Source organism: Allopusillimonas ginsengisoli, assembly GCF_004153455.1.
Lineage (GTDB): Bacteria > Pseudomonadota > Gammaproteobacteria > Burkholderiales > Burkholderiaceae_B > Allopusillimonas > Allopusillimonas ginsengisoli.
The window spans coordinates 535,354-561,484 of the sequence record NZ_SDQE01000002.1 but is presented as its reverse complement, the minus strand read 5'-3'; the positions used below and the strand labels follow the sequence as shown (position 1 = coordinate 561,484).

General features: G+C 56.5%; 28 protein-coding genes and 1 tRNA gene. 4 read left to right on the top strand and 25 right to left on the bottom strand.

Features of this window, described 5'->3' with window-relative positions; genetic code table 11:
• Positions 1-11: 11 nt before the first annotated feature.
• From ERE07_RS07635 to ERE07_RS07620, 4 genes are read left to right on the top strand one after another with little or no spacing between them, the layout of a single operon-like run.
• Positions 12-1,916, top strand: coding sequence for an HAD family hydrolase (locus tag ERE07_RS07635; RefSeq protein WP_130008199.1), 1,905 nt, complete (start codon positions 12-14; stop codon positions 1,914-1,916).
• Positions 1,909-3,015 (top strand): phosphoribosyltransferase-like protein, encoded by a 1,107-nt coding sequence (locus ERE07_RS07630; protein ID WP_130008198.1) that lies wholly within the window; start codon positions 1,909-1,911, stop codon positions 3,013-3,015. The genes ERE07_RS07635 and ERE07_RS07630 overlap by 8 nt, the downstream gene beginning before the upstream one ends.
• The gene (locus tag ERE07_RS07625; protein WP_130008197.1) at positions 3,015-4,937 is read left to right on the top strand and encodes an ORC-CDC6 family AAA ATPase; all 1,923 of its coding nucleotides are present in this window, start codon (positions 3,015-3,017) and stop codon (positions 4,935-4,937) included. The genes ERE07_RS07630 and ERE07_RS07625 overlap by 1 nt, the downstream gene beginning before the upstream one ends.
• Positions 4,937-6,112, top strand: coding sequence for a hypothetical protein (locus tag ERE07_RS07620; RefSeq protein WP_245153526.1), 1,176 nt, complete (start codon positions 4,937-4,939; stop codon positions 6,110-6,112). The genes ERE07_RS07625 and ERE07_RS07620 overlap by 1 nt, the downstream gene beginning before the upstream one ends.
• A 373-nt stretch (positions 6,113-6,485) precedes the next feature.
• Here ERE07_RS07620 and ERE07_RS07615 read toward each other — a convergent pair whose 3' ends face one another.
• The 25 genes from ERE07_RS07615 to ERE07_RS07490 form a co-directional block, all read right to left on the bottom strand.
• Complete coding sequence (locus ERE07_RS07615) at positions 6,486-8,132, bottom strand: type IV secretion system DNA-binding domain-containing protein (protein ID WP_130008196.1); 1,647 nt, start codon at positions 8,130-8,132, stop codon at positions 6,486-6,488.
• Positions 8,133-8,144: 12 nt separating this feature from the next.
• Positions 8,145-8,579, bottom strand: coding sequence for a hypothetical protein (locus ERE07_RS07610; RefSeq protein WP_130008195.1), 435 nt, complete (start codon positions 8,577-8,579; stop codon positions 8,145-8,147).
• A gap of 10 nt (positions 8,580-8,589) precedes the next feature.
• Positions 8,590-9,297 (bottom strand): StbB family protein, encoded by a 708-nt coding sequence (stbB, locus tag ERE07_RS07605; protein WP_130008194.1) that lies wholly within the window; start codon positions 9,295-9,297, stop codon positions 8,590-8,592.
• Entirely contained in the window at positions 9,294-9,773 is a 480-nt protein-coding gene (locus tag ERE07_RS07600) for a hypothetical protein (RefSeq protein WP_130008193.1), read from the bottom strand. Before ERE07_RS07600 ends, stbB begins: the two co-directional genes overlap by 4 nt.
• A gap of 34 nt (positions 9,774-9,807) precedes the next feature.
• Positions 9,808-10,488: a hypothetical protein gene (locus ERE07_RS07595; protein WP_245153524.1), complete on the bottom strand. Its 681-nt coding sequence runs from the start codon at positions 10,486-10,488 to the stop codon at positions 9,808-9,810.
• 153 nt (positions 10,489-10,641) lie between these two features.
• Positions 10,642-11,559 carry a TrfA gene (locus ERE07_RS07590; RefSeq protein ID WP_130008192.1) on the bottom strand — a complete coding sequence of 306 codons (918 nt, stop codon included), beginning with the start codon at positions 11,557-11,559 and terminating at the stop codon, positions 10,642-10,644.
• Between the two features lie 146 nt (positions 11,560-11,705).
• Positions 11,706-12,725, bottom strand: a complete 1,020-nt coding sequence (gene virB11, locus ERE07_RS07585; protein WP_130008191.1) for a P-type DNA transfer ATPase VirB11 — start codon at positions 12,723-12,725, stop codon at positions 11,706-11,708.
• On the bottom strand, positions 12,703-13,836 hold the full coding sequence (gene virB10 / locus ERE07_RS07580) for a type IV secretion system protein VirB10 (protein ID WP_130008190.1): 1,134 nt from the start codon (positions 13,834-13,836) through the stop codon (positions 12,703-12,705). Before virB10 ends, virB11 begins: the two co-directional genes overlap by 23 nt.
• Positions 13,833-14,720, bottom strand: a complete 888-nt coding sequence (locus tag ERE07_RS07575; protein WP_130008189.1) for a TrbG/VirB9 family P-type conjugative transfer protein — start codon at positions 14,718-14,720, stop codon at positions 13,833-13,835. Before ERE07_RS07575 ends, virB10 begins: the two co-directional genes overlap by 4 nt.
• Before the next feature lie 27 nt (positions 14,721-14,747).
• Positions 14,748-15,434, bottom strand: coding sequence for a VirB8 family type IV secretion system protein (locus ERE07_RS07570; protein WP_130008188.1), 687 nt, complete (start codon positions 15,432-15,434; stop codon positions 14,748-14,750).
• Positions 15,435-15,437: 3 nt separating this feature from the next.
• Positions 15,438-15,575: a conjugal transfer protein gene (locus ERE07_RS07565; protein WP_130008187.1), complete on the bottom strand. Its 138-nt coding sequence runs from the start codon at positions 15,573-15,575 to the stop codon at positions 15,438-15,440.
• 88 nt (positions 15,576-15,663) lie between these two features.
• Positions 15,664-16,506 (bottom strand): TrbL/VirB6 family protein, encoded by an 843-nt coding sequence (locus ERE07_RS07560; RefSeq protein WP_245153523.1) that lies wholly within the window; start codon positions 16,504-16,506, stop codon positions 15,664-15,666.
• Positions 16,507-16,625: 119 nt separating this feature from the next.
• The gene (locus ERE07_RS07555) at positions 16,626-17,330 is read right to left on the bottom strand and encodes a TrbJ/VirB5 family protein (RefSeq protein ID WP_130008185.1); all 705 of its coding nucleotides are present in this window, start codon (positions 17,328-17,330) and stop codon (positions 16,626-16,628) included.
• Positions 17,331-17,408: 78 nt separating this feature from the next.
• Entirely contained in the window at positions 17,409-17,786 is a 378-nt protein-coding gene (locus ERE07_RS07550) for a hypothetical protein (protein WP_130008184.1), read from the bottom strand.
• Between the two features lie 190 nt (positions 17,787-17,976).
• Positions 17,977-18,534, bottom strand: coding sequence for a hypothetical protein (locus ERE07_RS07545; RefSeq protein WP_130008183.1), 558 nt, complete (start codon positions 18,532-18,534; stop codon positions 17,977-17,979).
• An 11-nt stretch (positions 18,535-18,545) separates the two neighbouring features.
• On the bottom strand, positions 18,546-20,990 hold the full coding sequence (locus ERE07_RS07540; protein WP_130008182.1) for a VirB4 family type IV secretion/conjugal transfer ATPase: 2,445 nt from the start codon (positions 20,988-20,990) through the stop codon (positions 18,546-18,548).
• 11 nt (positions 20,991-21,001) lie between these two features.
• Positions 21,002-21,322: a VirB3 family type IV secretion system protein gene (locus tag ERE07_RS07535; RefSeq protein ID WP_130008181.1), complete on the bottom strand. Its 321-nt coding sequence runs from the start codon at positions 21,320-21,322 to the stop codon at positions 21,002-21,004.
• A gap of 3 nt (positions 21,323-21,325) precedes the next feature.
• Positions 21,326-21,646, bottom strand: coding sequence for a TrbC/VirB2 family protein (locus ERE07_RS07530; protein WP_130008180.1), 321 nt, complete (start codon positions 21,644-21,646; stop codon positions 21,326-21,328).
• Positions 21,647-21,736: 90 nt separating this feature from the next.
• Positions 21,737-22,402: a lytic transglycosylase domain-containing protein gene (locus tag ERE07_RS07525; RefSeq protein ID WP_130008179.1), complete on the bottom strand. Its 666-nt coding sequence runs from the start codon at positions 22,400-22,402 to the stop codon at positions 21,737-21,739.
• 11 nt (positions 22,403-22,413) lie between these two features.
• A complete protein-coding gene (locus ERE07_RS07520; protein ID WP_130008178.1) occupies positions 22,414-23,079 on the bottom strand; it encodes a TrbM/KikA/MpfK family conjugal transfer protein in 666 nt (221 codons plus the stop codon).
• Between the two features lie 136 nt (positions 23,080-23,215).
• Positions 23,216-23,551: a helix-turn-helix domain-containing protein gene (locus tag ERE07_RS07515; RefSeq protein WP_129968209.1), complete on the bottom strand. Its 336-nt coding sequence runs from the start codon at positions 23,549-23,551 to the stop codon at positions 23,216-23,218.
• Complete coding sequence (locus tag ERE07_RS07510; RefSeq protein WP_170977026.1) at positions 23,548-23,913, bottom strand: type II toxin-antitoxin system RelE/ParE family toxin; 366 nt, start codon at positions 23,911-23,913, stop codon at positions 23,548-23,550. Before ERE07_RS07510 ends, ERE07_RS07515 begins: the two co-directional genes overlap by 4 nt.
• A 45-nt stretch (positions 23,914-23,958) precedes the next feature.
• Complete coding sequence (locus tag ERE07_RS07505; RefSeq protein ID WP_113933113.1) at positions 23,959-24,252, bottom strand: plasmid mobilization protein; 294 nt, start codon at positions 24,250-24,252, stop codon at positions 23,959-23,961.
• Positions 24,253-24,325: 73 nt separating this feature from the next.
• A complete protein-coding gene (locus ERE07_RS21645; RefSeq protein ID WP_167670768.1) occupies positions 24,326-25,639 on the bottom strand; it encodes a tyrosine-type recombinase/integrase in 1,314 nt (437 codons plus the stop codon).
• Between the two features lie 173 nt (positions 25,640-25,812).
• Positions 25,813-25,888 (bottom strand) — tRNA-Phe (locus ERE07_RS07490).
• Positions 25,889-26,131 lie beyond the last annotated feature (243 nt).

The window sequence follows — 26,131 nt, the reverse complement described above, 5'->3', positions numbered from 1 at the left end:
ACGGCGCAGCTATGAGTGCGGATGTGTCGCGCCTGAAGGCAGCCATTGCTGGCGCTAGTGAGTCCAGCGTCATCGGCGTGGGTTCAGGAGGCTCCTTTACGGTGGCCTCACTGCTTTGCAACCTGCACGAGGCCTACACTGGACGAGTGTCCCGACCTTCGACGCCGTTAGAAATTATCTGCAATCCGACGCTTGCTGCCTCCAGCCCAGTGTTTCTGATTTCGGCTGAGGGCAAGAACCCGGACATCATTGAAGCTATGCAGCGTGCACGCAGACATAGCGCCCGACCAGTACATGTCGTGACCAATCGAGCCGACTGTCCTTTGATGCACCAAGTCGAAAAGTTGACAGGCGTCAGCACCCACATCTATGAACTCGCCGAGAAAGACGGGTATTTAGCAACGAATAGTTTGCTGCTCGATGCAGTTCTCTTCGCGCGCGCATATGGTGAGCTGAATCAAACTCAGGATCACTTGCCTGCTCAGTTTTCCGACCTTCGCATTGGCACACAGACGCTGGACGATTGGAGAGCAGAAGCACAAAAATTCGTTGATGAGTGCGTTTCGCGTGGCGCGGTGACTGCAATCTATTCGCCGCTGTTGAAACCTATCGCAGCTGACCTAGAGTCGAAGCTCTCTGAGGCCGCATTATTGCATACCCAATTTGTGGATCTAAGGTCATATGCGCACGGCAGGCATCTTTGGCTTGCCAACCGGCCTCAAGACTGCGCAGTTCTGGCAATTACCGAACCGTCGCTTGGCGATCTCTGGGGAAGCATGAGAACCCTATTTCCTAGCAATGTGCCAACGTTGACGATGGGTCTCGCCGGTGCTACGCCACGTGATCTGATTGCTGGCCTAGTGGCACAGATGTACCTCGTCTCCGCGATTGCTAAGGGTCTTAACCAAGACCCGGGTCGACCCGTGGTTCCACAATTCGGTCGCGAAATGTATTACATCAAGCTTCAGGAAGTCATTCCAGTCCCGGCGGAAGAGGCGGATGGCATAGAACGATCAAAGTACGACGTACTTGGCGCAAGATGGCCATCTCAACGCAACCACGGCTCGATGCGCAGAGCTAAAGATGAGTTCATCGATACGCTGGAGAAGCAACGTTTTCGTGCCGTCGTCTTCGACTATGACGGCACGCTGAGCAACTCACAGCGAACCGACGATCCTCCACCTAAGAGCGTTCTCGACCATCTGGAACGACTCGTCCGATCGGGCGTCGTCGTCGGAATTGCGTCGGGCCGCGGAGGATCAATACAGGAGTGCTTGGAGACGTGCCTGCCCAACGACATATTGAAGGGAATTCAGCTAGGCCTATACAACGGCGGATCACTGGCCGACGCCGCGACCCCTCCCGTCAAACCTCAGGAGACCAGTGAGTTTCTAAGTCACGTTACGCGAATCATTGTGCGTCTAAAAGCTCTTGGTGTGCCCATCCATGAGCACAGGACCACACACCCCTATCAAGTCAGCGTTCGATTCCGAGAGGGCCTACCTACCGACAACATGTGGTTCGTCGTGGCAGACGCACTGCGTCAAGCTGGTCTCGACCTCTCTAGCATGGTTAAGAGCAAGCACTCTGTCGATATACTCGCTGCGGGCATCACCAAATCTAGGCTTATCGCGCACATTATCCAAAATTTCAAGATTGACCCATATGAGATTTTGACACTAGGCGACCAAGGGGCGTGGCCCGGAAACGACTCTGCGCTTCTTGAACACCGGTTTTCACTTAGCGTGGACGTCCCATCGCGCAGACTCGATCGAGGCTGGAAGCTTGCGCCTTCTCATCGGCGTGACGTGGATGCCTCGCTTTGGTACCTGGAGCGTTTCGTAGAAGACGACTCGGGGTCGTTCTCCGTACGCCTTTCGCCTCCAGAGCAGACGGAGTCATCCAGCCATGCATGACCATAACGCAGCACAACTACTTGCAAAGGTAATGGACTGGAGAGACCTTGATGCCCCTCCGCGTTTCTTGCCAACTCTGCAGTTGCTCGCAGACTACAAATACGATCACTATCAACAGTTTGGGCCTGGGCGTCGTTTTATCGAGAGTCTGGCACTTTGGCTTGATCAATTCAGCCCCGAAGATCGTGAAGCTGCGCTTGAACTCGTGACTCGTAGACTGGTGTACTTCTCTGATGCTGAATTCACTCATCTAGTAAGCACTGCATATCCGGACCTGATTGTTCAAGAGTGCATGCGTCTCGTCGCCGAAGAGCACGACATCTCTGCGCACCTCGTCGGGAAGATTTCAGGCCACCCTCGCTTCAACGAACTTCGACTTAAATCTTTATATTTGGGATTGAGCGACGGCGCTCGCACCAACGAATTGCGGCGCGCAAGCGGCGGCGACATCACGAACGAGCAGATATGGCAAGCCTATGAGCTGAGTGATGAAAAGGCCGATGACATGCTCAAGGAGTTGAAAGCCTCACTTACGGATTCCGAGTTCCAACTTGAGCGGCCCCGTTTCAACTTGATCTGGTTACTTGATGACTTTTCTGGCAGCGGTAATACCTATATCCGGTATGACAGCGAGAAACGAACCTTTAAAGGGAAGATTAGGAAGATATACGAACGCCTTCATCGAGGCGATCTTGTGGATACCTCTCACTATGAAGTCTTCCTCCTCCTCTACACTGCGACACGTCAGGCCATCGACCACATCGAATACTGGTCTGAACGCTTTACTTCCGAAAAAGGCTACAAGCCGCTGCAGGTTCGGGTGCTATGCCCGATCGAACCTGAAACTTCGCTCAAACGTGAGTCTGATCCAAAGATTCGTGCTCTTCTGGAAAAAACCGACTATTACGACGCCAGAGCGACTGACAAGCACATTGCAGTAGGCGGAACGTCTGATGCCCGTATGGGCTTTGCTGGCTGCGCATTACCCGTTGTTCTTTCGCATAACTCCCCGAACAATTCAATCTACATGCTGTGGGGGCCGGAGTCAAACACACCTTTCGGTTTGTTTCCGCGCGTCAGCCGGCATCGAGAATTCTGATGGCTTATCACACTAATCCATTCTTAGAACGTATGTCGGAGCGTACGACATCAGATCTCGACTTCGTTCGCCTGTTCTCGCCGAAGATTTTGGAGAAGCTAGCCGAGGACGCCTTCAAGGGCGGTATCCATATCTTCAGAAGTGCCCCCGGCGCGGGAAAAACTACGCTACTACGAGCATTCACGCCAACAGCACTGCGCGCGTTCTGGACCGCTCGTCGCTCCCCAGAGTTGGCCGAGTCTTTTCAGAAACTAGTCTCGAAAGGGGTGTTGGACGATCAGGATCGGCCTCAGTTTCTTGGTGTATTGCTCTCCTGCGCTTCGGGCTATGCAGACCTTCCGCCAGGTGCCGATATTAAACAGGAGGGATTATTTCGCGCGCTGCTCGACTGTCGCGTAGTGCTGAGAACGCTTCGTAGTGTCGGAGCGCTGCTTGGCTTCAGCACGCCCGATCAGTTCGATACCATCCGATTAGAGTATGCCGAGCAGATTAACGACCTGAAAGGCATCCCACGCCTTGCCAGCGCTCGAGAACTTGCCGATTGGGCGGAGCAGCATGAGCAGCGTGTGTATGCCCAGCTCGATGCGTTCGTTGAGCAGGACACTGCAGACATGCCTTCCCATTTTCAGTTCGAGGGCGCGCTATGGCTTCAAACCGTGCAGTTTGTCGTCGAAGGGCGACAAGTCGCATCGAAACGTTTGCTGATGATCGACGATCTTCACAAGCTTCGGCGAAAACAGCGCGCGCTTTTAATCGATGAACTCGCGGTTCAGCGTTCTACCATCCCGATCTGGCTTGCCGAGCGGTCCATTGCACTCGGCGAGGGCCTGCTCTCGCAAGGTGTTCGACAAGGCAGAGACATACACGAGTATGCCTTAGAGGAAATGTGGAGCGGGCCACGTGGCCCACACCAATTCGCGACGTTTGCGCAAAGTATCTTGGACCGGCGGATGTTGATACAGGACGTAGTCGCATCTAATTCATTCTCACAGTGCCTACGTGGAGAGCTTGTTCTTGACGAAATCCGGACTGAGGTAGGCAAAGGCATTCAGGTATTTCGCGACGATGTCCAACGACACGAGAGCAATGTTCGATATAGCGAGTGGCTAGCTCGAGCGGAACAGCACAGTGCAGAAGCCAGCATCGAGTCCTTGGTTGAACTTTATGTCACGCGCATCCTGCTTGCGCGGGACGAATCGAAGCGTCAGATGACCTTGGACATGGCCCTGTCAACAGAAGAGTTAGATGATCGTGATAACTCACAGGTCAGAGGTGCTGCAGAAATCTTCATGCACGACGAGTTAAAGATTCCATACTACTTCGGCCTCGATCGACTATGTGTGATGGCTAGTGCCAACGTCGAAGAGTTGCTGTCGCTGGCGGCAGCACTCTATATCGGCATGCAGAACAAGCAGGTGCTACGGAAGCCAGAGCCGACTCTGACTCCGGTCGAGCAAGAAAAGCTACTCAAGGATGCTGCCAAACGAAAGCGGGAGTTCATCCCCAAGAGTCACACTGAGGGCTTGCGAGCACAGCGACTTCTCGACTCCGTTGGGGTTTTCTGCCGCGAGAGAACATTCGCACCCAACGCCCCGTATGCACCGGGTGTTACTGGAGTGCGTCTTTCCCAGAGCGAGTTAAACAAACTCGAGACTGCAACGAAGGCGTTGGCCGAAAAAAGCACATTACTGATTCGTGTTCTGGCAGAATGTGCTGCGGAAAATTTATTGCTGGCCAAACCCAGTGCCGCCAGCACATCGAGGGAAAGCGGGACGGTTTTTTATTTGAACAGAACTCTCTGCGCTCACTACGGCCTACCCCTGCAGCAAGGCGGTTGGCAGGATATTACTGCGGCCCAGATGATCGATTGGATGGAGCGAGGCCTTGTTCCAAGCCGCCGCCCCCGTCTGGAGATGAGCTAATGATGCTTTGGGACCACTATGTCTTTCGCAGAGGAAATGGCGTCCACGAAATGTGGGATCGGCTTTTCGACAAACGCCCACTGCGCCTACTCTACATTGCAGGCCGCGGCTTCGACGTTCGCGCCCAATATGTTATGCAGGAGATGGTCAAGAGTCTGCAAGCGTCTGGCCGAAATGTCGAGAAAGCCCAGTTGCTACTGGTTGGCTTCACAGATTACGAACTCGAAGACGATATCGCCCAACTTACCGAGGAAAATGCTGCGCGTCTAGAGATGATCTTCGCACCGCTCGGTGCAGTGAAGAACATTCCTATTGGCTCATCCTCTAATGACGAAGATGACATTAGTGCAAGCACCGCACTTGCCATAGGAATCAGGGCGGTGCTCGAAGAGGTCACCGATCAAACTGACATCGTTCTTGACGTTAGTTCGTTGCCACGGGTTGCCTACCTAGCATTGCTAACCAGCCTGCTTAATAAACTCGTTCCAAACAAAGCCATCGAGACGGATGGCGTGCATCCTTTGGCGGCAAATGGTGTCAATTTTCAAGTTTTGGTAGCAGAGGACGCTAGATTAGACGGGAACATTCGCGCAGAAGATCCAAGCAATGACCTCGTTCTAATCCCAGGTTTCACCGGAGCAATGCATGCCGAGAGCGTGCGAGATTGGCCGCTCGTTTGGTTTCCGATCTTAGGCGAGAACAGGGTAAGTCAGTTGCAAAAGCTGATGGCACTCGCTGAGATTCCCGATTCAGCCGAGATCTGCCCCGTATTGCCGCATCCATCCTTGAATCCACGGCGTGCCGATGACCTGTTAGTGGAATATGAAACGCCGCTGTTTGCAAGCCGCAGAACTCCGACGACGAACATCCTGCATGTGCATGAATCGAACCCTTTCGAGGCGTATAGACAGCTGCTGAAGGCAATGCAACGGTACAAAGACAGCATGAAAATCCTCGGTGGATGTCGGATCGTCGTGACTCCTCTTGGAAGTAAGTTGGTGACACTAGGCGCCGGCCTAGCCTGTTTCGAGATGCGGCCGGCCGACCTGAACGAAAAATACGGTGTGACTATCCCGCATGCGGAACCTAAGCGATACGTGGCGTCAATTAGTGATCTCAAGGCATCTAAGCCAGCGATATCTGCGTTATTACTAACCGGGGAGGCCTACTCGTGATTATGCGCACGCGGTTGAGTTCGAAGTCTTCGGCATAAGGCGCATTCTAACCACGCCCAAAAGTAGACCGACACATGCAGGACCTTTTGGACAGGTTGGCGCTGGAGTGTGTGAGATTGAGCGCACAATGTCTTGTCAATACTGTGACAGTAGCTCGTGTGACGAACAGAGGCAGCGTTCAATTTGTACTTTCCGAAAGCAGCGGTTCGCAGTCGGCTGCAGACAATGCGGCATGATCGACGGCTCTTTCCGATCTTTCGATAGACGAAGTCAGTCTCTGAAAGGCCGGTCGAAGGTAGGGGTGACGCTTGAACTTCTGTATCCAAGCATCGGCGGATGACCGCTTGTGGCCGCTTTCAACCTTCGGGATACTCTATCTGTGTGATAGTGTCGTTGTGGACGCAGCAGCATTCAGCACTTTCCCAGACTCCTCAAACGCCGCCGCAGCCACAGCAAACTCTCTGAACGGCAAGCTCACCCTAGCAATCGGGAAATCCCCCGCCAAGGCCACGTACCCGCCCAGCGCAGGCAGCGCCTGTATCTGCGCCGCCGTCACGACGTCTTCTGACGTCCGATCCATATTGTCCGAGGTGTTGCGATGGTCCACACTTCGACTGATGCTGTACTTGGGTCGTTCAACCTCATGTGTGCCGAGGCTTTCACTCATGTCTTTCGCCGTCTGTGGGTCGGTGCGGGAGCCGCCCAGGACAGCCAGGTTGCGGAAACTGGCTCGAATGGTAGTGGCCATGGTGCGACCGTAGATGTGTTCCAGTTGGGATGTACTCTGTAATCCCGCCACGATGCGCAGGCCGTTTTTCCGGCCCTTGGTTAGGCCCGCTTCCAGTGACGGCAGGGCTTCCAGGCTAGCCAACTCATCAATGAACAACCACCAGCGTCGGTGGGTGCCTTCAGGCATGGATAAGATGGACGTGATGAATACGTCGGCCCATGACGACACCAGTGGCTTCATGGAACTCATCATGTCTTCGCGCCAGTTGATGTACAGGTTCCCACCATCGGGCTTGGCCAGCCAATCTCGGATGGAGAACCGCCCGGGCTTCATGCCGGTGTGCTCGGACAGCTTGTTCGACAGTACGAAGCGGGCGGAAGACAGCGCCTTACTGGCTTCGCTGGAACCAACAAAAAGAGATTCGGCCAGGGTGCCTTCTAGGAATTGCTTCAAAACCTTGGGGTCTTCGATGGTGCATAGGCGAAACAGATCCATGACGCTAGCCTCGTTGCCCTGCAATTGGTGGAGTTTCTTGGCCGTCTCGCGTAGCAGCAGGCGGCCGAAGTCGTTCCATTCTTCAGCGTTCTTGTCCTGGCTCATGGGAACCATAGAGTGGGCCAGCCGCTTCCAGTCGTAATCGGCACGAACCTCATTGAAGAACGACCAGCCCTGGCTGCGGGCATCGTAGGGATTCAGGATCACATCGCTGGGTTGCCAGAATTTGCTGAGTAGGTCCCCATTGGGGTCAATCACGATCATCCGGTCGTTGCGCTCGGGCGTTTGGCCGAGCAAACGGTTGCTCATGTCGTGCTGTGAGCGCTTGAGTACCGAAGCGGCCATGTGGCGCAACAACACCGATTTACCGGAGCCCGTGGCACCGCTGATGAGCAAATGCAGGTTCTCATTGGCAGGCGGCATGGGGATGCCGCCCACGTCGATTTGCTGTTTGCCACTTTCTTCGCACTGGCGGGCCAGGCTTTTTGCCGAGGTAGTGCGTGTGCCACGCACAAAGCGTTTGTAGGCAGCGCCCTCAAACCCTTCGGTTCTGGCGGTGCGCCCGATAAGCAGGATAAGTGCCAATGCGAGAACCAGACCGATGCCCAGTGAGCCGTAGAGCACTGGGTACTGCGGCGTCAGCATCACAAAATGCCAGAACGTTTTGGCGTTCCAGTCTCGCCAGTGCATATGGCTGCCCCAGGTGGCGGCAGCCATCCAGGCACCGGTCGGCAAGAGCGCCAAAGAAAAGGCGGCAATGCGCCGCCGGGTAATGGGTGAGATCAAGGTGGACATAAGTATCGGTCCTCAAGAGATCAGGATCTGACCCAGGGCCAGGCCTGCCAGCAAGCCGCCCAGAATACCTGCTGTGCCGCCTACGGCTAGGGCGATGATTGCCATGCGTCGTGCGGATCGGTGGGCGATGCTGGCGTACTTCGCGGCATCCCGGGCCAATTGATCCAGCCGGCTGCCGGTGTCATCCAGCATGGTCTGGATGGCGCGTTGAGCCTGCTGATTGATGGGTTTGGCTGCCGCTTCCATCGTGGCGGTCAGATGGCGGCTGAGTTGTTCAGGCAAGACTTGCTGCGCTTCGCCCATGGATTGCATCTGCTTTTGCAGCGCATCCAGGCTTTGGGTGGCTGTTTCCAGTCTAGCTACGAGGCTAGCGACTTCACCCAGCACCTCGTGGTACAGCAAATCCAGCTTGGTACGAGCGCCACTGGAATTCGAGTGTGATTCCATGGTGGCCAGCTCAGGAAAACAGCGCGGTAAAAGCCGCGTTCATTTGCCGGTCCACAGGCTTGGCCAGGGCGCGCAGGGCGTGCCGGTTGCTTAGCTGTGAAATTCGGACGTGGTCGTCAGGTTCGGCAGCGCGAAGCAGGGCGCGGTAGTCAGTCTGGTCAGCCAGCACATCGGCAATCGTGGTGCGTTGGTCGGCCAGCAACTCGAAGACTTCGTTTTCGTAAATGGCGGCCTGGGGGTTGGCCTGCACTTCGCCTGTTTTGGCGGCATAGGCCAGGATCGAGGGAAACTCGTCATGCACGCTGCTATCGACACGATTGAAAAGGATCCGTACTCGCTCTGGGTCAACGCCCAGTTCTGCCAGGGCCGCCACCGTCTTGATGGTTTCGCGCTGGGCCTTGCCGGTGTTGATGACAGGCAGTACGAAATAGTTCATTTCCTCGTGCGCGCCTTCGTAGCGCATCATGTGCGTCAGAAAATCCTCAATGTTGCTGGCACCCACATCGACAATCGCATCTTCGCGGGTGAGCAGCTCGCGGAATAAGCGGCCAAAGTGTTCGCCGCGTAGCTGATCGACATTCAAGCCCAGGTCAGCGCCCGTTTCGTTGGTGGATTCCACTGCAAAAATCTGGGCACTATTCATGCGCGGTGCCAGCAGGTGAGAGGCAGCGACTGTCTTGCCAACAGAGCCGGTGTAGTTCAGGACGGCGACTTTCATGATTCATTCCTTTTGGTGGGGTTGTTGTCAGCTGATTGAGCGCGATTGGCCAGGCCTTCGCGGCGCAAGGCTTCCAGGTCTACGCGCATGTCGCGAATCTTGCGTAGATCGCCAGGTGTCTGGATGCTGCGTGGTCGGCCTTGAATGGCATCGGGTGCGGGAGGTTGTGGTTGGGGGTTGCCAGCATGCGTTGGCTGACTGGACATGTCATCGACAGAGGCCGCTGCATTCAGGCGCTTTCTGGCTGCGGATCGTTGGGCTTTGCGCCATCGGTACAGCGTGATGGCGAAGGTGCGGCGTTGTACCGTCAAGCCTGCGGCAGCCAGATCGTCCAGCACGGCGGCATGTGGCACACCTGCAGCCATTTCAACCTCGATCAGCGGGAACAGTGCTCGTAGTTGCGCTGAGAGGCTGATGCGAGGGTCCAGGGCCGCAAGGACAGTGCGGTAGCGTGTTACAGGTGCAGATTCACTCATAGGTTTCCTGAAGTTGGAGTAATCACGGTTTCGCTCAGTGCGATAGGGCTGGAAAGGCCTCGGTCTGCTTGCCTGCCAGCCAGGAGCAGCCTGCAGCCAGCGCTTCGTCGTAAGCAGATTGCTCGTCAGTGAAGCGGACTGACTTGCCTCGAGCAGAGAATTGCCCACCGCCGACCTCCTGACCGTCATCCAGCAGGCGCAGGGTGTAGCCACCAGCATCGGATGGGTAAGGGATGATTTCGAAGGAGTACCGAAGTTGGGCCTGAGTCGCTTCGGTGTGAAATTGCCGGGCCACTGTGCACAGGCGAGCGGCCCAGTGCGGGCCGATGCGATCCAGGGCTTCGGCGATGCTGTAGCCGCGATCATGCAGCCAGTCGCTGCGATCCAGCACTAGAGCTGCAGTCAGGGCTTCGCCCAGACTCATGGTGCCAATGCCGTAGTGAGCAGCTTGTTGAGCGATGTCGAGCATGCGGGTGTCGATGGTTGCGTGCATGGGATCTCCTTTGCCTTGCGGCTTGAAGGGAAGTGATGGCGGATGAGAGAAGGTGGTGCCCGGAAGGGCGGGTGTGGTTTGCTGCAGACCGATGCAGCCGCTGCGCGGCTGCTTAGCCTGATCATGCAAGACGACGGCCTGACTTATCCACAGGCCTTGCTGGTAGTAATAAGGTAGAAATAAGGTAGAAGGCGTTTTTATGGCTGGAAAGCGCCTGTTCATGCGGGTTTTCATAAATCGTGCGCGATGCTATTACGATAAAGCGCGATGCTATTACGATAATCCGCGATGTTATTACGACGAAGGCGCGATGCTATTACGATGGATAAAACGAGTTATCCACAGCCTAAAAATACCGTTCGATTGCTGCTTTATTTATCGACTTAAACGTAGCCAGACTGCCTGTAGTTGGTTTTTGCTGCTGATCTCTATGCGAGGTTTGGCGATAATTTCCAACCGCTCAAGCTCCAGAAGTGAGCGTTCCAAAGAGGGTCTGAAATCTCGTACACGTCCGGTGTATTGCGCTCTTTCTTTCAGAATATCCAAGCTGTATTTTTGAATCTCATCGGCCGAGGTTCCAACAAGCCGTTGCAGGCTTTTGGACAAATCGTGACGCATTTTCAGACGCTTTTCCCAGTCCACTAATGCATACTCGCGATTGCTGAAAATCTGTGCCCAGCGGGGGTCTATGTGTAGCGTGTAGATGCCAGTGGGTTCGTCATAATCAAAGCCTCCTATCATTGGCAGCACTCGAGTTGAAGGATGATTGCCATAGCTGTACTTGACGGTGCCGTTCCGTTTTTTTGCTTCGATGCATATTACGAACTTGGCGAGGTCTTTCATGCCTTGGTGCAGCCATTCGTAACTGGCTCCGCTGGTATTCCTACCCATTCCGCGTAAGAAATCTGCACGATTGATGACAGGTTGATCGCCTGGCAGAGCCGTGGTTTGTAGGTATATGGCGTGCATCCAGATGTCGGCGTGGTCTTCGCTCAACTGTTTGCCGGATCCTTTGAGCAGGATGTTGCTGCCCTCCAGAAACACCGTGTCATCGTGTAGGATGCGCCAGCCCCGACGAACCGGTGCGAAGATGGCACTACGGGCGATGTAATTCGGAATGGCGCGTGCTGTTTCATTGATACCGGGCAGTATGAATGGTGTAGGGGTTGAGGCCTGCTTTTGTGCTGCGGCGGCCAGTGCCTGGGTGGCTTTTTGCTGAGCACGTTGCATGGCTGCTGACAGGCGCAGGAGGTTCTTGTCCTTGTGAAAGGGCATACGGGTGGATGAAGTCATGGGTAAAAGCTCCAGACGAGCCCATGCAAGGCCTGCCCGGAACGTGTGCAGCGCCTCACACGGGTTCAGGGGTAGATGCGGCCAGGCAGCGATGCCAGTCCGCATGGGTGGAAATGGATGCCCTATAGGGCGTCGTTAGCGGTGGTTCAGCGGTTGACTTGCCGTCTGGGTTCAAACCAAAGCTCTTTCAGCCTGAACCGCTCGAAATGCAGCACGATGTCTACGGTCTGGCGCAGAAATGTTTGAATGGTTGGCAGATCGAGGTTACCGCCCGTGGGTGATTGCTTGATGAGCATCGCCAGGCGGTCAAAGGCATCGGCGGCCCCATTGGCGTGGGTGGTGGTGACTGATCCTGGATGGCCGGTATTTAAGGCCGCCAGGTAATCCCAGGTTTCAGGGCCGCGCAGCTCGGCAAGGAATATCCGGTCTGGCGACAGACGCATGCAGGCGGCCAGGCTTTCGGTGGCCGAAGCCCTACCGCGTGTGCCGCCATACATCAGATGAATGCGGTTTCTGTGTCGGGGCAGAATGAGCTCATGCACGTCTTCGATGGTGACCAGGCGTTCATCGACGGGCACCCGGTCGATCAGCGATCTTGCAAAGGTGGTTTTGCCCGAACCTGTCGCGCCGGAAATGACCAGATTCTTGCGAGCCTGAATGGCAGCGAGCAGGAATCCGGGAATATCACCAGCATCCTTCAGCGCCATCAGTTCTTGATCGGTTCTCGAAATACCGTCTGGCGTGTATTGGGCGGCGGCGTCGTGGGTGGCCTCAAACGCGCCTTGCGCGTGCAGTTCCTCCAGGGAGAGCGCCACTTGGGCGTGCTTGCGGATATTGATGGCCAAAGTGCCGTCAATGCAGGCTGGTGGCAATACGATCTGGCCACGCTCGCCATCGGGCAGGACGACAGATTGGATGGGGCTGCGTGCCATGTGGTTGTACGCAGCCAGCGCCGTGGCCAGGGCCTCCAGGTGAGGGTAGGAAAGCTGGGGGCATTCGTGAAGCTGCCAGGCACCGCGTGCGCGGGTGTACAGCTCACCGGCTCGCACGATGGCGATTTCAGTGACATTGGGATCCTCCTGATGTTTGGACAAAGGCCGCAGAAAGGTGCGAACCGCAATGGATCGATCAAAGGGGATGGCTTCAGTGGATGGGTTCAAGCTCATAGACGTGACTGAAATCCAGATCACGGGCGACCATGATGCCGATACGCTCGCCCTGGTTCTTGTAAAGGGTGGGAGGAATGTCCAGGGACTTTTCCAGAATCTTTGCGACCGCTTCCTGTCCGCCCTCGGCGGTGTTGTCAAAGCGGATGTTGTTGCTGCCCGATTGCCCCTGATTGGATGCCCAGTTACCGAAGTCGCCCACCAGAGAAAGCAGAATGGCGTTGCCAAAGCGTTCCCAGAAGTGATTGTCGATATGTCCGCCCAATCCCGCTTCGCCCAGGGGGCCGGTGCCGGGCGAACTCAGGTTCACGATGACCCCGGTAGGCGTTTCCAGCCGGTTCCAGGTCACAAAGGCCCGGGCCTGGCCCTGCTGTATGCCCCCAGACTGGTAGCCCGTGAATTTGGTGCCGGCATCAATGAGCTTGACCTTGCCGTTGGCGCTCATGACATCGTGCGTGGCCAGACACGTCAGAAGCCCGGACTGGGTGCTGACCAGTTTGGTCTGCAGGGTGCAGTCGATCATGGTGCCTTGCGTGAGCAGGAAGTTGCGGTCACCCAGTTGCCCGGCCACCGATGGGGCCAGCTCCAGCGGTCGCAGCTTGTCGGCCAGGGGACCCGCATCGCTATAAGGCCCTTGGGGGGCATTTGACTGGCTTGTGGTCGTGCCGCTTGCGTCTGCACCGCCCGCCTGTAGCGGGCTGGTCAGCCGACGCTGGGTAAGCTCATCGACGGGAGGCGGAGTTGCGGGCATGGGTGCCGGGACGTTGTAGCTGGGCGCCACCGTTGGCTCGGGTGTCGGAGGCGGCAGCGCTGGAGGTGGCGTGGGACGCTCTACCTTGGGGGCTTTGAGGCGATTGGTAATGCCGCTTTGATCGGCTTCCAGGCCGCTATCGGCTTTTGCCGCTGGTTCGCTGCTCCAGACCTTCATGAGCACGCCGGCAGCCACTGCAACAGCGATCAGAATGGTGAGCCACAGAAATGCGCGGGCACCGCGTGGGGCGCTGCGCCCGGTTGCCTCCAGCTTCAGTGTTTCCCGCTCCAGATTAGCGTCTTTAGGGTTCCCCTCTTGCGAGGCTTGCTCTTGTGCCTGATCTTGTTCCTTTTCCGTCATGGGGAATTCCTTTCTTGCGTGGCTTCGCGTATGCGGATGGTGGGCACAGGTGCCGCAGCGGGCGCTTGCGAGCTCGCACTACTCTTGATGCTGCGTCTGACTGCCGGTGATGCCGTGCCGGTATGTGCTGGTACGGGTGTGGTGCCGTAGGCGTCGTTGTGAATCGCCAGCACTTGGTCGCCCAGGCGAAGGTGCCATAAGGCAGACGTGCGATGCAGCACCATGGTGCGTTCATCTGCCATGTGGTGATTGGTGATGACTTCCTGGCCGTCTGGCGTGACGCGGTACACGGTCGGGATGTCGGCTTGCGGTGCAAACTGCAGCCAGGTCTGGCGGCCATCATCCCAGGCGTGTACCGGTGCGATGGCTGCGTCGCCGCTGCGGGTGTAGGCCTGCCAGTTCATGTTCGAGCTGACGGCTTGTAAGGATCGCTCAATCGCAGCCTTTTGTGCGGCCTGGGCTCGTTGCCTGGCTTGAACCTCTGGATAACGGACCACCAGTTTGTACAGGGCGGCTGAATTACGGTTGTCGCTGTACGAGAGCCTGAAGCTGTAATCGCGCCTGTCAGTGACGACGATAAGGTTGGTGTTGGCGTCTTCTGCCGTGGGTTTGAAGAACAGGTGATTGTTCTTGTAGGTAAACGCATAGGCTTGGCTATCGCCAAAGACGTGGTAGACGTATTTTTCGCCGGGCTCCAGCACGATATGGGTGGCCACGCCGATCACGGCATTGAGCTGGATGACATTGGCGTCGTTGTAATTGACATAGCGCACGCGGTGGTCGAGTCGCGAGGAACGAGGGGTCTCCAGCGCCAGCGCGCTGGCAGGGATGGCCAGGCAAAGAAACAACGCCAGCGCCTGCCGACTGGGGAAATGTTTAAACATAAGAATTCCTTCAGATCCTTGTCGGTGTCAGCGCGACAGGTCGGCAGCCAAGTCATAGCGCATGACCTGAAAGCCCAGCGGGTTCAGGCGGGCGACTTCTTCGGTGAGCGGCACGTCGGTGTATTGGTAAGCCATGGTGGCAATCAGGTGCTGAGCCTTGGTGATGTTGCCCGTGGTGACTTCCCGCTCTGTCTTGGTAAAGCGCACGATGGCGGCCTGGTTGGCACCCAATGTGATCGAATGAACCTGCACATCGACGGTGCCCTGAGTACCGAGGCGTGTCGTGACAGCATCCTGCCCTTCGAATCGTTTGCCGTACTGCGTCTGGATGGGTGCAGAGGACAGCAGGGCGCACGTGTCGAATTGCTCCTGTATCGTTTGCCAGCTGTAGCCCTCGCAGTTCAGCACGTAAGTGTTCAGAAAATACTTGGCGATGCGCTGACCGTAGTCTTCGAGCGGCTGGCCCAGGCTGCTGACATGTTCGATGGAGCCGGTAGCGCTATCGACCCGCACTACATACATTTCAGGCGGCTGCTTCAAAGGGGTAAGGCCCGCAACAGCAGCAATGGAGGCCAGGGCGATCAGGCCAGCACCGATGGCCACCTGCCAAGCGCGTTTACGGCTACTGACGAGCTCACCGAGGTGATCGCGTTCCAGGCCGCGCGACTGCTCCAGGTAGGCGGCAATGTCTTCGGATTTAAGTGGCGCGGACACGAGTCAAACTCCTTTGAAAAGAGGCGGCGTGGCATTGACTGGCACGCGTGACGTATCGGCCGGTTGCGGCGGCTGGGGCGCATGAAAGGCGCAACCAGTCAGCAGCCCGGCCAGCGCGAGGGCGGCAAAGAGGTTTTTCATAGAAAGGTTCCTATCCTGCCGGACCGGCAGAAGGATTGGGGATGGATGGTATGGCGATTGGCCCGGCATGGGCCGACAGGCGGACTGCCTATTTGGCGCGCAGGCGCAGCATGCTACGCAGCCGTAGCATTGAGAACGCCCCTTTGGCAGCGGTACCCACACCGAGCTGAGCGCCGAAGCCGTTGGAGAGACCGGCGGCGAGGCCTGGGATCATGACCATGATGACAAGGCTTGCAGCCCCAACCAGCACTTGAGCTCCGAACAGTGAGAGAACGTCAGAAACACCTGTTTCTATCTGATCGGCGATCATGCGGATCAGTTGAATATTGAGCTGTAGGATGAGGCCAAAGACAAGGCCGGCGAGCAAGGCCAGGAATATGAAGTTCAGTGCCTGAGACACCCAACTGTTGAAAAGTTGCTTAGTTGGTTCAAACAACGTGGCGGCAATGAAAATTGGGCCTGCGGCGACGACTAGGGCCATTCCTACTTTGCAGACCACGACAATCACCATAATGATGCTGCCTACTACGGCAGCATTGATACGCAGCAGTGTCGCCAGAATGCTAACTAGGACTTCCTTTGTTGAAGGCATGAAGTTGTACCAAGGGCGTTTACTCGCGCCGAGCATGGCATTGGATGCCTCGCTTGTTTCATTCTGCAGTCTGTCTACTTCCAAGGCTACGTCACCTGTGCCAAGTGCCAATTGCGTGACGTCGTCTGGCAGTGCGATCATCGTCTTCGCGATGTCGGCCTGATACAGGCCACCAGCACCAAAAATCATTGAAATAATGACCACGAGAATTGCTTTACGAAAGAACTCAGTCACGGTCATATTGCTCTGCCCGTGCATAAGGGCAAATGCGTACACGACAAATTGCAGGGTTAGGCCCACCACGATAACGGGCATCAGCGCTTCAAATAGCGCTTGCATGGGACTGTTGATGGCATCGCTCAGGATGCTTTCAGTCTGAGTTGTGACCCATTGTGCGATGTCGCTAGGGGCTGAGGGAGGTGCGACGGGAGGGTTGAGACTGGCCATGATGTTCGGACCTATTCTGCAGGGAGGGTGGGGCTGTTCGATCCCGAACTGTTTCCAAACCAGCCGCCATAGACCCGTTCGGCTCTTGCCTGCAACAAGTTACGTTCTGCTTCCAGTTGCTGAGACGCCAATTCAATACGTGTCTGCTCTGCGGTGATATTGGCCTGCTCAATCTGGATGCGAGCCTGCAATTCGGCGATCTCTTTGGGATTAGTGGTTTGGTTAATTTTGCTTTGTAGCGTATCCACATTAGCTAGACGTTGAGTCATGGAGTCGTATGCACGCTCGCTCATTGCCTTCGCCGTGGCTTCAATATTCAGTGCTCGTTTTGAGAGCTGTTGGCGATCCTCGCTGAAATCCACTGGTGCCATAACATCATCAGTGATTCGGGAGACATCCCCGTTAAGACCCGAACTGCCGGAGCGATCTAAGAGGTCTTGGGCGCTGGATGGCAGCGCTGCGCGCAGTTGATTGCGGATATCGAGATCGCTCGCGATATTCCCGTAACCGCTAGACTGGGTGAAAGCCGCCAGTTGGCTTTTTGCTGTTTGTAGTTGTTCGGTCAAGTTCTTCAACTGGTCGCGGGCAGTCAGCAATTGTTCCTGCAGTTGGGCGATGGTGGCTGCATCGACCGTAGGAATACCACTGGCGTGGGCTGGGCTCAGGAAGGCGGCGGACAGGGCAATGCCTGCCGCAAGGAATTTGCAGCGTGTCATGAGGACTCCAGGGGGAAATGATGACGGCGAACGGGGTCGCCGCTTTTGGTGCCGTACTCGGGAACGAGCGGTAAAGGTCTACTTTCTCGAAATGGCGGCTTGGTATTCGGCTTCTGTGATGCGCCGGGCCTTCAGGCTGTCAGAAACAATCTCATCATCTGCTTCTTTGTAGGCCACCTGAGCAGCGTCGGCTACTACGAGAATATTGTCTGAATCCTTGAGCGTGGCAGGCGCAGTATTGGATTGGTAGCCAACCTTGCCTAGATTATTCCAGGCGGTTTCTGTGAATAGAAAACTGTCGCCATTGCGTTCAATGTGAACCAGGGTTGGGGGATAGCGACCATTGTCCGAAAACCAGTACCCGATGAATTTTTCTCCGTTGGGCTCAGTCTTGCAGCCCGCAAGAATTGCTAAGGCGCTGACACCAGCGGCAGTGATGAAATGTCGTCGATTCATTGGGTTTCCTATGGTGAACGGTTGTTGGGGTGGGCCGGGCTGCGTTTGAATGCTGCCCAGGCATCGGTCACGCTGCAAACGTGCCCAGCCTTTGTAAGCCAGTCGGGCGCTTGTTTATGTTTCAGGATGTACCGACAAAGTACGCCCATGTCGTCATTCGGAGCAGGGATATGTTGGAGGCTGAATGGATTCATGAGCATAGGTCTGGCCCGTCTTGTTCGAGCTCCTGCTCCTGCCTTAGTACGGCTTGATCAAAGCGGACGCCGACCAAGTCAGCCACCCGTTGATACTCGGCGGAGCCAGGTGGGTGGCCGTTCACTTCGTGGATGTGTAGGCTGTAATATTTTTCTACACCTTGCTTAAAGTAAGCACGATCTTCGCGCGGATACGTGGAACGGAACCAGATGTTCGGGGTCATGCTGGGATCGGTGCTCGATGGTTCGGAAATTCCGTAATCCCGGCTATGGCGCGCCAAGTCATCGGCATTGAAGGTGACGCGGTCGAGCTCGATGTCGTGGGTACTGACTCCACCTGCTTCCAGATCTGAAAGTGTCCAGCGTTCGCAGTGGATGGAAACGACAAAAGCATCATCTGGGGTGTCCGCTTCGGCGTCCGGACCGGAAAGCCCCAGGCGGGCATAGAAGTCCTGATCTTTCGTTGCTTGCAAATCGTCGCGGGCCTGTGCTTGGCGCTGGTTGTGTTCAAGCGCTGCTAGCTGCTTTTCCCGATCATGAATATCTGGTTTCATAGGCTACCTTCTTATGAGAGGGCGGTTAACTGACGGTTTTGTTTGACGGTGTCCAGGTACACGGGTAGCCAGGCGGCCGGATCACGCCCGGCCTGGGTCACGGCCTGCTCGGCTATCTCGGCCATGTCGGGGCTGCCAGAGAACACCAGCAATTCGTCTTCGCAGCCGGACAAGTCCAGTTGCGCGACCGTGACGCTTGAACCTTGCTTGACGAGAAATTTACGGCTGGCCTCGCCCAAAGACTTCAACAGTTCGAATTCAGTGGGCGACAGGCCGAAGCCCTCGATGTAGTCGCGGGCCTTGGCTCTGGGATTGGGCAGCAGAATCAAGGTGGCTGTCTGCTGAACCAGGGAGGGGCCGACCGGGTTGTCCGTGATAGCCCCCGGCTCCTGGGTAGCGAAGGCCAGCACGCCGTTTTTCTTGCGGATGGTGCGGCTGGCATCTTGCATGTCTTCCTGAAAATGCCTGTCCTTCAACGGGTGCTGGCACTCGTCGTACAGATTGATGATGCGTCGGCCATCGTGCAGGGCATCAATGCGGTGCTTCAGATACATCGTGGCTGCGCCCCGTACCGCGTCATCATCGAGTAGTTCGGTCAGATCAAATCCGAAGATGGCAGGTTCGCCCGTATCCGTGGCTAGACTCAGTTCATCGGTAGGGTTATCGAACACCCAGCCGTATTCACCGCCCTGGCACCAAGGGGCCAGGCGAGCATGGATGGTGCTCGTGGTGTCATCCTCACTGTAAGGATTGGGCAGCAAGGTATTTAAAGTCGATAGCGTGCGGGCCTCTCGATCGATCAGGGTGGTTAGCTGCTGCACGGCCTGCGTGATCTCGGCCTGCTGCCGTGTGGTGACTGCTTCGCCCCGGCGCTCGGCCAGGAATACGACCAGGCGCACCATAAAGGCGACGTTGCCTTTGGTAGGCTCCATCTGGAACGGATTCCAGCCTGTTGCTTCACCAAGTCGGATGTTGAAGTAGCGGCCGCCCAGCGCCATGATGAGCACCTGCATGCCCTGATCCTTGTCCCAGACAACACACGTTGCGCCAAACTTCTGCGCCTGGGTGAGTAGCATTCCCTGCAGCACGGTTTTACCCGTGCCGGTCATCCCAATGATCATGGTGTTGCCCGGACGACGCTTTCCGGTTTCGTCCAAGTCCTCGGTAGAGGCATGGAAGTTAAAGAAGAACGGGCTGCCGGTTTGAGTTTTGAGCAGCGTGACCGCTGGCCCCCAGGGGTTGCCGACCGGTTTGCCGGTCAACTGGTTATGCAGGCTGGAAAAACACAGGAAGTTGAGCGATGTGATGGGCACCGGGCGTGGCCGCCAGTGCCAATTACCGGGCAGTTGCGCCCAGAATCCGGCTTCCAGCGCTCGATCCAGTGGCCGGAAGCCGACCGCCTCTTCGGCCAGCGCCGTGGCGGTCTGGGCCAAGGCCTGGCGCACCCCTTCAGCCGTGTCGCCATAAATCAGCATCGTGGCGTGATGGTCGCCCAGACCCAGGCGCGCTGACGTCAGGTCGTCCATGGCCTCAGTCAGTTGGGTGACCTGGCTGATCGAATCGTCGCCGGAATCGACCAGTAGCTTGTGATGCTTCTTGACCAGCTTCTTGGCTGCGGCCCCAGTATGGCTGCCCCACGATTGGGTGAGCACGAATTCGTGCGGCAGGCCCAGTAGCCGATCCAGGTGTCCCGGTTTTGTGGCTTCCGGGTAGTCGCGCAGCTCCATCATGCCGAAGATGCGGGAGCTGGCGACGGTACGCAGTTCGCCCAATTCTCCATGGCGGCCAAAGATCGGTCTGGCGTAGGGCAGCGTGTCACGCAAGCGTTCTCGGCTGATTGGTACGGGCCGGTGCGTACCGGAAAGCAGAAATCCCAGGAACTCGGCGGCTTCGCTGAAGGCAAAGCCCTTGCGATCTACGATGCTCAGGGTTTGTGGATCGTAGCGGTACAGGCCAGCGCTCAAGGCACGTATGATGCCGTTCAGGCGTTCGATGGATTCGGCTTGCCAGTGCGCAATGCGTGGCGCGTCGGCTTTTTCCAGACTGGCGAATGTACCCAGTATTGGATCCTGTACTGGGTGAATAAGCACCGTCAGGTATAGATCGTTAATCATGAGGCCCGAGGCATCGAACGTGGCACGGTAGGCAGCATCGAACCGGGAAGCAAAGGGCTGGCTGAAAGTGCTGTCGGGGTATTCCGTGACGCGGCGGCGCACGATGTGGGAGTACAGGCCAAGCGATCCCATGGGCAAGCCGCGTAGTACGTTATGCAGCGCTTCGATCCAATCCTTCAGCTCATCTTGTGCATAGGCATCCGGCGCACGGCCCGTTACCTTAATGACCGCCAGGTATTCATGGTTGTCGCAGGCAATGATCTGGTCGGTGACATGGTGGGAGTAGGGCAGATAGCGCGAGACGCGCCGTTCGTCCACGGCCAGGGTGGTAGCAGCAGTCACGGAAACATCCTTTACTTGATGAGCGAGCGCCAGGGCCGACGCCGGTGATAGCCTTGCAGGGCGTAACTGGAGCCCTGCCAGAAGCGTTGATTGCGATTGCGTCGTCGCGTTTTCAATTCGAGCCACAGCACATCCAGCGCTTTATCATCATCGCGGGTGAGAATGGCGAGCGTGGGTATGACGATGAAGAGCAAGCCCCACCAGGCCAGACCTGCCGTCATGGCGACTATGGCTACGCAGGTAAAGGCACCCAGTAATAGCTTGGTGGGAACGCCCATGAAGGTGGCCTTGCGGCCCAGTCCTCTAAAGACCGGATAGGTGTTGGTTGCCATGGCTTACCTCCAAAGCAACACAACCAGTTCGGCAACGGATCCGGCCAGCAGCACGCCAATGCCCCAACGAATGGCATCGTCTTTACGCATGACCTCTGCGGAATACAGTACAAAAATGATGACGCCGATGATGATGGCCGCAATGGGCAGGATGACATCCAGATTGTCTCGGAGGGTCTGCAATGTCGTTTGCGCTCGGGAAAGTCCGCCGATGGATTGTGCAAATGCAGCCTGATGGATACCGAGCAGTAGTGCGGCTGTAGTCGGTTTACTGATGATCCGTAGGAAGGACATAGCGTTCTTGATGCGTGTCAGTAGAGACATGTAAAGACTCCTGCCCCTGGGGACCAAGTGGCGCAGGGGTGGTGGTTGGTAAGAAAAGGAATAAGCGCGGCCACGTTGGCCAAAAGTGCGTCAGGTGTCGGAGTTAGCGCTGCTTTCTGGCTCGTCGTCACGCGTTTGTGAAAAACCGTCGGTTGCCGGATTGGCGCTGAAACCGTCCGGTGCGCCTTCTGGTGGAGCCGGTGGTCCTTGATCGGGTTTCTGCGCTGGCTCTGCCGGCGTGGCCTTTGTCGCGGGCTCGGCCGTTTCGTTTTTCAACGGTGCCAAGGCAGGAACCTTGATCTTGGCTTGGGCCAGTACTTTGCCGACATAGCCATTGGTGAAACCACGCTTGAAATTGCCGGTGTTGTAGCAGGACAGTGCGGCGCGTAAGGCATGCTGCGGGTCCGTCTGTCGGGGTAGCGCTCTGGCATAGCACTCTGCCAGTACTGTCTGGGCAGCCGCCAAGTTGCGGCAGGGATCAAAGACGGTCTTGCTATCCAGATTCAACCACGCCCAGTTGCGAACATTGATCTGTCCCAGCCCGGCATCGAAGTCAATGCCTTGGTCAATGAGGCGATCAGCGACTGTGGTCGCTTCGGCCAAGGTTTGAGGTTGCCGTCGAAGGTGCTGGCCCTTGCGGTTGACGCCGATGGCGTACTGCTGGACTCGGGATTCATGACGAATCAGTGCATGCAGGGTGACTGGGTGGATGTTGGGCGCGCAGGTGAGGGCCAAGGCTGCTATTTCTGCGATCATGCCTGGCTCCTTCAGCGTCCACGCCGGTGTCTGGGATTCGTTAGGGAAAAATTCCAGCCTTTCGCCCATAACCCGCTATGGTCGGCATCCCATTTGGCTTGTGCCGCTTCGAATTCTTCGGCTTTGACCCAATGCCCGCCCATGGTTGGCCTGCCGACGTAGCGTACAGACAGCTCATACGTCCAGGCGTGATCGTTGTAAACGACACAATAGGTGGGTAGCTGGTCGAGTGTGACTGTAGGTAGCGGATGGACTTCGTAGACGGTCTGACCGCTGTCACCGCCGTATTCACGCTTGCGCCATTTGTACGCCGTATCGGCATAGGTTTGGTTCAAGAATTCCGCGTCGCATTTGCCAGCACCGCGTGATATGGCATCAATGCGCTCTGACATGCCTGAGTCGCCGGACGCGGGACACTGGGATAGAAAGGAACGTCTCGCTGAGACGGTAGCAGACCAGTCCAGGCCGTGCTTGTTGTACTTCCTGATGTCGAAGTAGTGGTCCAGGGATGGACTGCATTCGCCCGGTCGCAAGCTGGAAGACAGGCAGAGCGTTGCTTCGCAGGCTAGGCGGGGGACGCCCGTGAGCAGGTCAGCGGTGTCGGCAGCATGAGTGACAGGAGCCAGGACGCAGGCGAGCGCCAGCGCCCCAGCCCGCAAGGCGGGAAGGGTGTGCATGAAGATGTCTCCGGGAATGGGTACGGCAGGCCTTGGAACAGGCCGAGGACGAATCAGCGTTGACGCTGGAGATTCTGTTGGGCGATGGCGATTTGTTCAGGCTTGGCCATGGCCCGCAGCCTGTACGGCTATAGTCTTAGGCATGAGTCAGCATCAGATGGCCGACTGTCTCCGGTGTTTTACGCAGGCGAATTTCTATGTCATAGCCCAGGCGGTTCAGGCAGTCCATCAGCTTGCGCTCGGATAGATTTGAGAACTCACCGCGCAGCAGACTCGATACTTTGGGTTGTGTCAGACCCATGCGCTGTGCCGCTTCGACTTGGGTAAGTCCACGCTCCCGAATGGCTTTGGCGATTTCGGTAGTCAGCCCCGATTTGATCTGTAGCTTCTCGGCATCGGGTAGGCCGAGGTCTGCGAATACATTGCCCGAGCTGGCCTCGATTTCAACTCCTGCAACAATGCGTTTAGTCATTTTTTCAACTCCTGAGCAACGAGGGCGGCGGCTTTGAGGCGCTGGCGAATGATGTCCATATCTGGCTTGGGCGTTTCAATACCGCGCTTGCTCTTCTTTTGAAAGACATGCAGCACAAACACGGCCTCAGAGAACCGCACGGTGTAGACGGTTCGGTATGTGCTGCCGGAGTCGTCTTCGATGATCTCCAGTACACCTGCGCTGCCGAAGCCACTCAGCACCTTTACTGCTTCGTGCTGTTCACCTCGTTGGGCGGTATCAAGAACATGGCCAAAGAATTTCCGTACTGGCACAGGTAACGCCAGCAGATCTTTCTTGCTGCTACCAAGCCAAAAAAGCGGTTTTATAGGGGCAGGCTTCACGTTAATATACCATTTCAGGGATAGTTTGACTACGTCCAGTAAGAATCAGCGTTGATGCTGCAGTGTTTGTTGCGCGATGGCAATGTGTTCAGGCTTGGCCATGGCGCGCAGCAGATGGGCGGTTTCGATGGCGGCCAGACGGGTATCGCGCAGATGACCCAGGTCTGCCACGATCTGACGCAACAGCGTCAATTCTTCCTGCAGCATGTCATCGGCGGACAGTCGCCTCCTCATGTAATCCGAGAGGGACAGCCCTGAGAGAGCTGCCGCCTCGCCCAGACGAGCGGCATGGGAGGGAGTCACTCGGATGCGGATGACTTCAGAAAGGGACTCATTCATGGGTAGGTTCCTTGGGAGATACAGTCAGTCGTCACTTGAGCATTGCCACCAGATAGCAATGCCCTAAGTTTCGTCATGTCCCGACCCGTAGCGCAGGCCGTGGCCGATGACGGATGAATTGCAGTATGTTGTCCTCGGGCATAGGCATCTGCCCAACTTCCAGCTCATCCAGAAAGTCGGCCCATTGCTGCACCATCGTTTTGCGCTGGGCAATGAAGGCTGCGCGGTCATAACTGCTGCCGAGCTCTTCGTCTGAAGTGTGGGCCAGATGGCGTTCGATGACGTCGGGCTCCCAGCCCAGATGTTCGCGGATCATCGTGCGTGCTGTGGCGCGAAAGCCGTGACCGGTGATTTCTTCCTTCGTGTCATAGCCCATGGTGCGCAGCGCCGCGTTAATCGTGTTATCGCTGATGTAGCGGCTTTTCTCCGAACGTCGTGACATGCTACGGAACACGGGGCCGGTGGGGCCAGTCAATGGATATAGTTCCCGCAGAACTTCCAAGGCCTGGCGAGGTAGCGGTACGATGTGTGCCGGCGTACGGCTATCCCGTTTTTGCCACTCACGCATCTTCATTTTCTCGGGCGGACAGCGCCATAGTTCAACTTCAAAGTTGATGTCCTCCCAGTCAGCGAGCCGGATCTGGCCCGGCCGCTGAAACATCATGGGCGCAAGCCTCAATGCACATCGCGTGATGAAATGGCCGTGGTAGCTGCGAATATCGCGGAGCAGTTGCCCAAGTTGGGCAGGTTCGGTAATCGCTGCGAAATGCCGACTGCGTGGCGGTGGCAGGCCGCCGGTGTTCTTGTTGACGAAATTCTTGCTCGGCTCCAGCGCTCCCACGTCTACAGCGTATTGGTAGACGTGCTGAACGGCCTCGCGCACACGCTGGGCAGTTTCCAGATTGCCGCGATCCTTCGGACGATGCAGGCACCGGACAATTTCTGTGGGCAGAATCACCTCAATTGGTTTGTGTCCTACCCATGGGAAGATGTGGATTTCCAAATGTCGGATGACTTTCTGGGCGTAGTCCTCCGACCATTCGCGGTCTTTCTTGGCACTGGTGTGCCAGGCGCGGGCTAGTAACTCGAAGGTATGCAGACGAGCGATTCGAGCCAGCTCTTCCTGGTGCTCACGGACTTCTTTCGGGTCCAGGCCATTGGCTCGTTGACTGTTGGCTTCGTATGCCTTGGCTCGTGCCTGCGCGAGGGAAACTTCCGGGTATGGCCCCATCCCAAGTTTGATGGGCTTGCTATCCTTCATGTAACGGTAAATCCAGGCCTTACCCGTGGTTCGCACACGCAGGTACAGATTGTCCCCGTCATTCAGTAGGTATTCCTTCTGGCCAGGCTTGGCCGCTTTGATCTGTGTTTCGCTTAGTAAGCCCAAGACTTGTACCCCCAAAGGCTGTTTTTCACGAAACCATTGTGGGGTACAAACTGGGGTACAGACAAATGCGGGATATAGCGACGCGCAGTGAGACGTCCTGGGCGATGACTGTCGCCTAAGATATTGATATTTCTGCGTTTTGGGATGTTTTGAAGCGTGCTGGAACAGCAAGATGGTGGCCTGGGGCGGAATCGAACCACCGACACAAGGATTTTCAATCCTCTGCTCTACCGACTGAGCTACCAGGCCAACGAAAGGCGAAATCATACACGAAAATTCGGATATGTGCAGGTGGCCGTATATTGCTTCGTTTCCGGGTCTCTGATCAACGCACAAAAACCTAGATTGCCCCGGTTGAGAAGATGCCCATTCTAAGACATACGCTGGATAAATGACGAATTTTCAGCGGAAATAGGTATCATTTTCAATAAGCTAGCCGAAAATGCCGTGTTAACTTGATCCTGGCTGTATTTTGCGGCCAATACACGACGC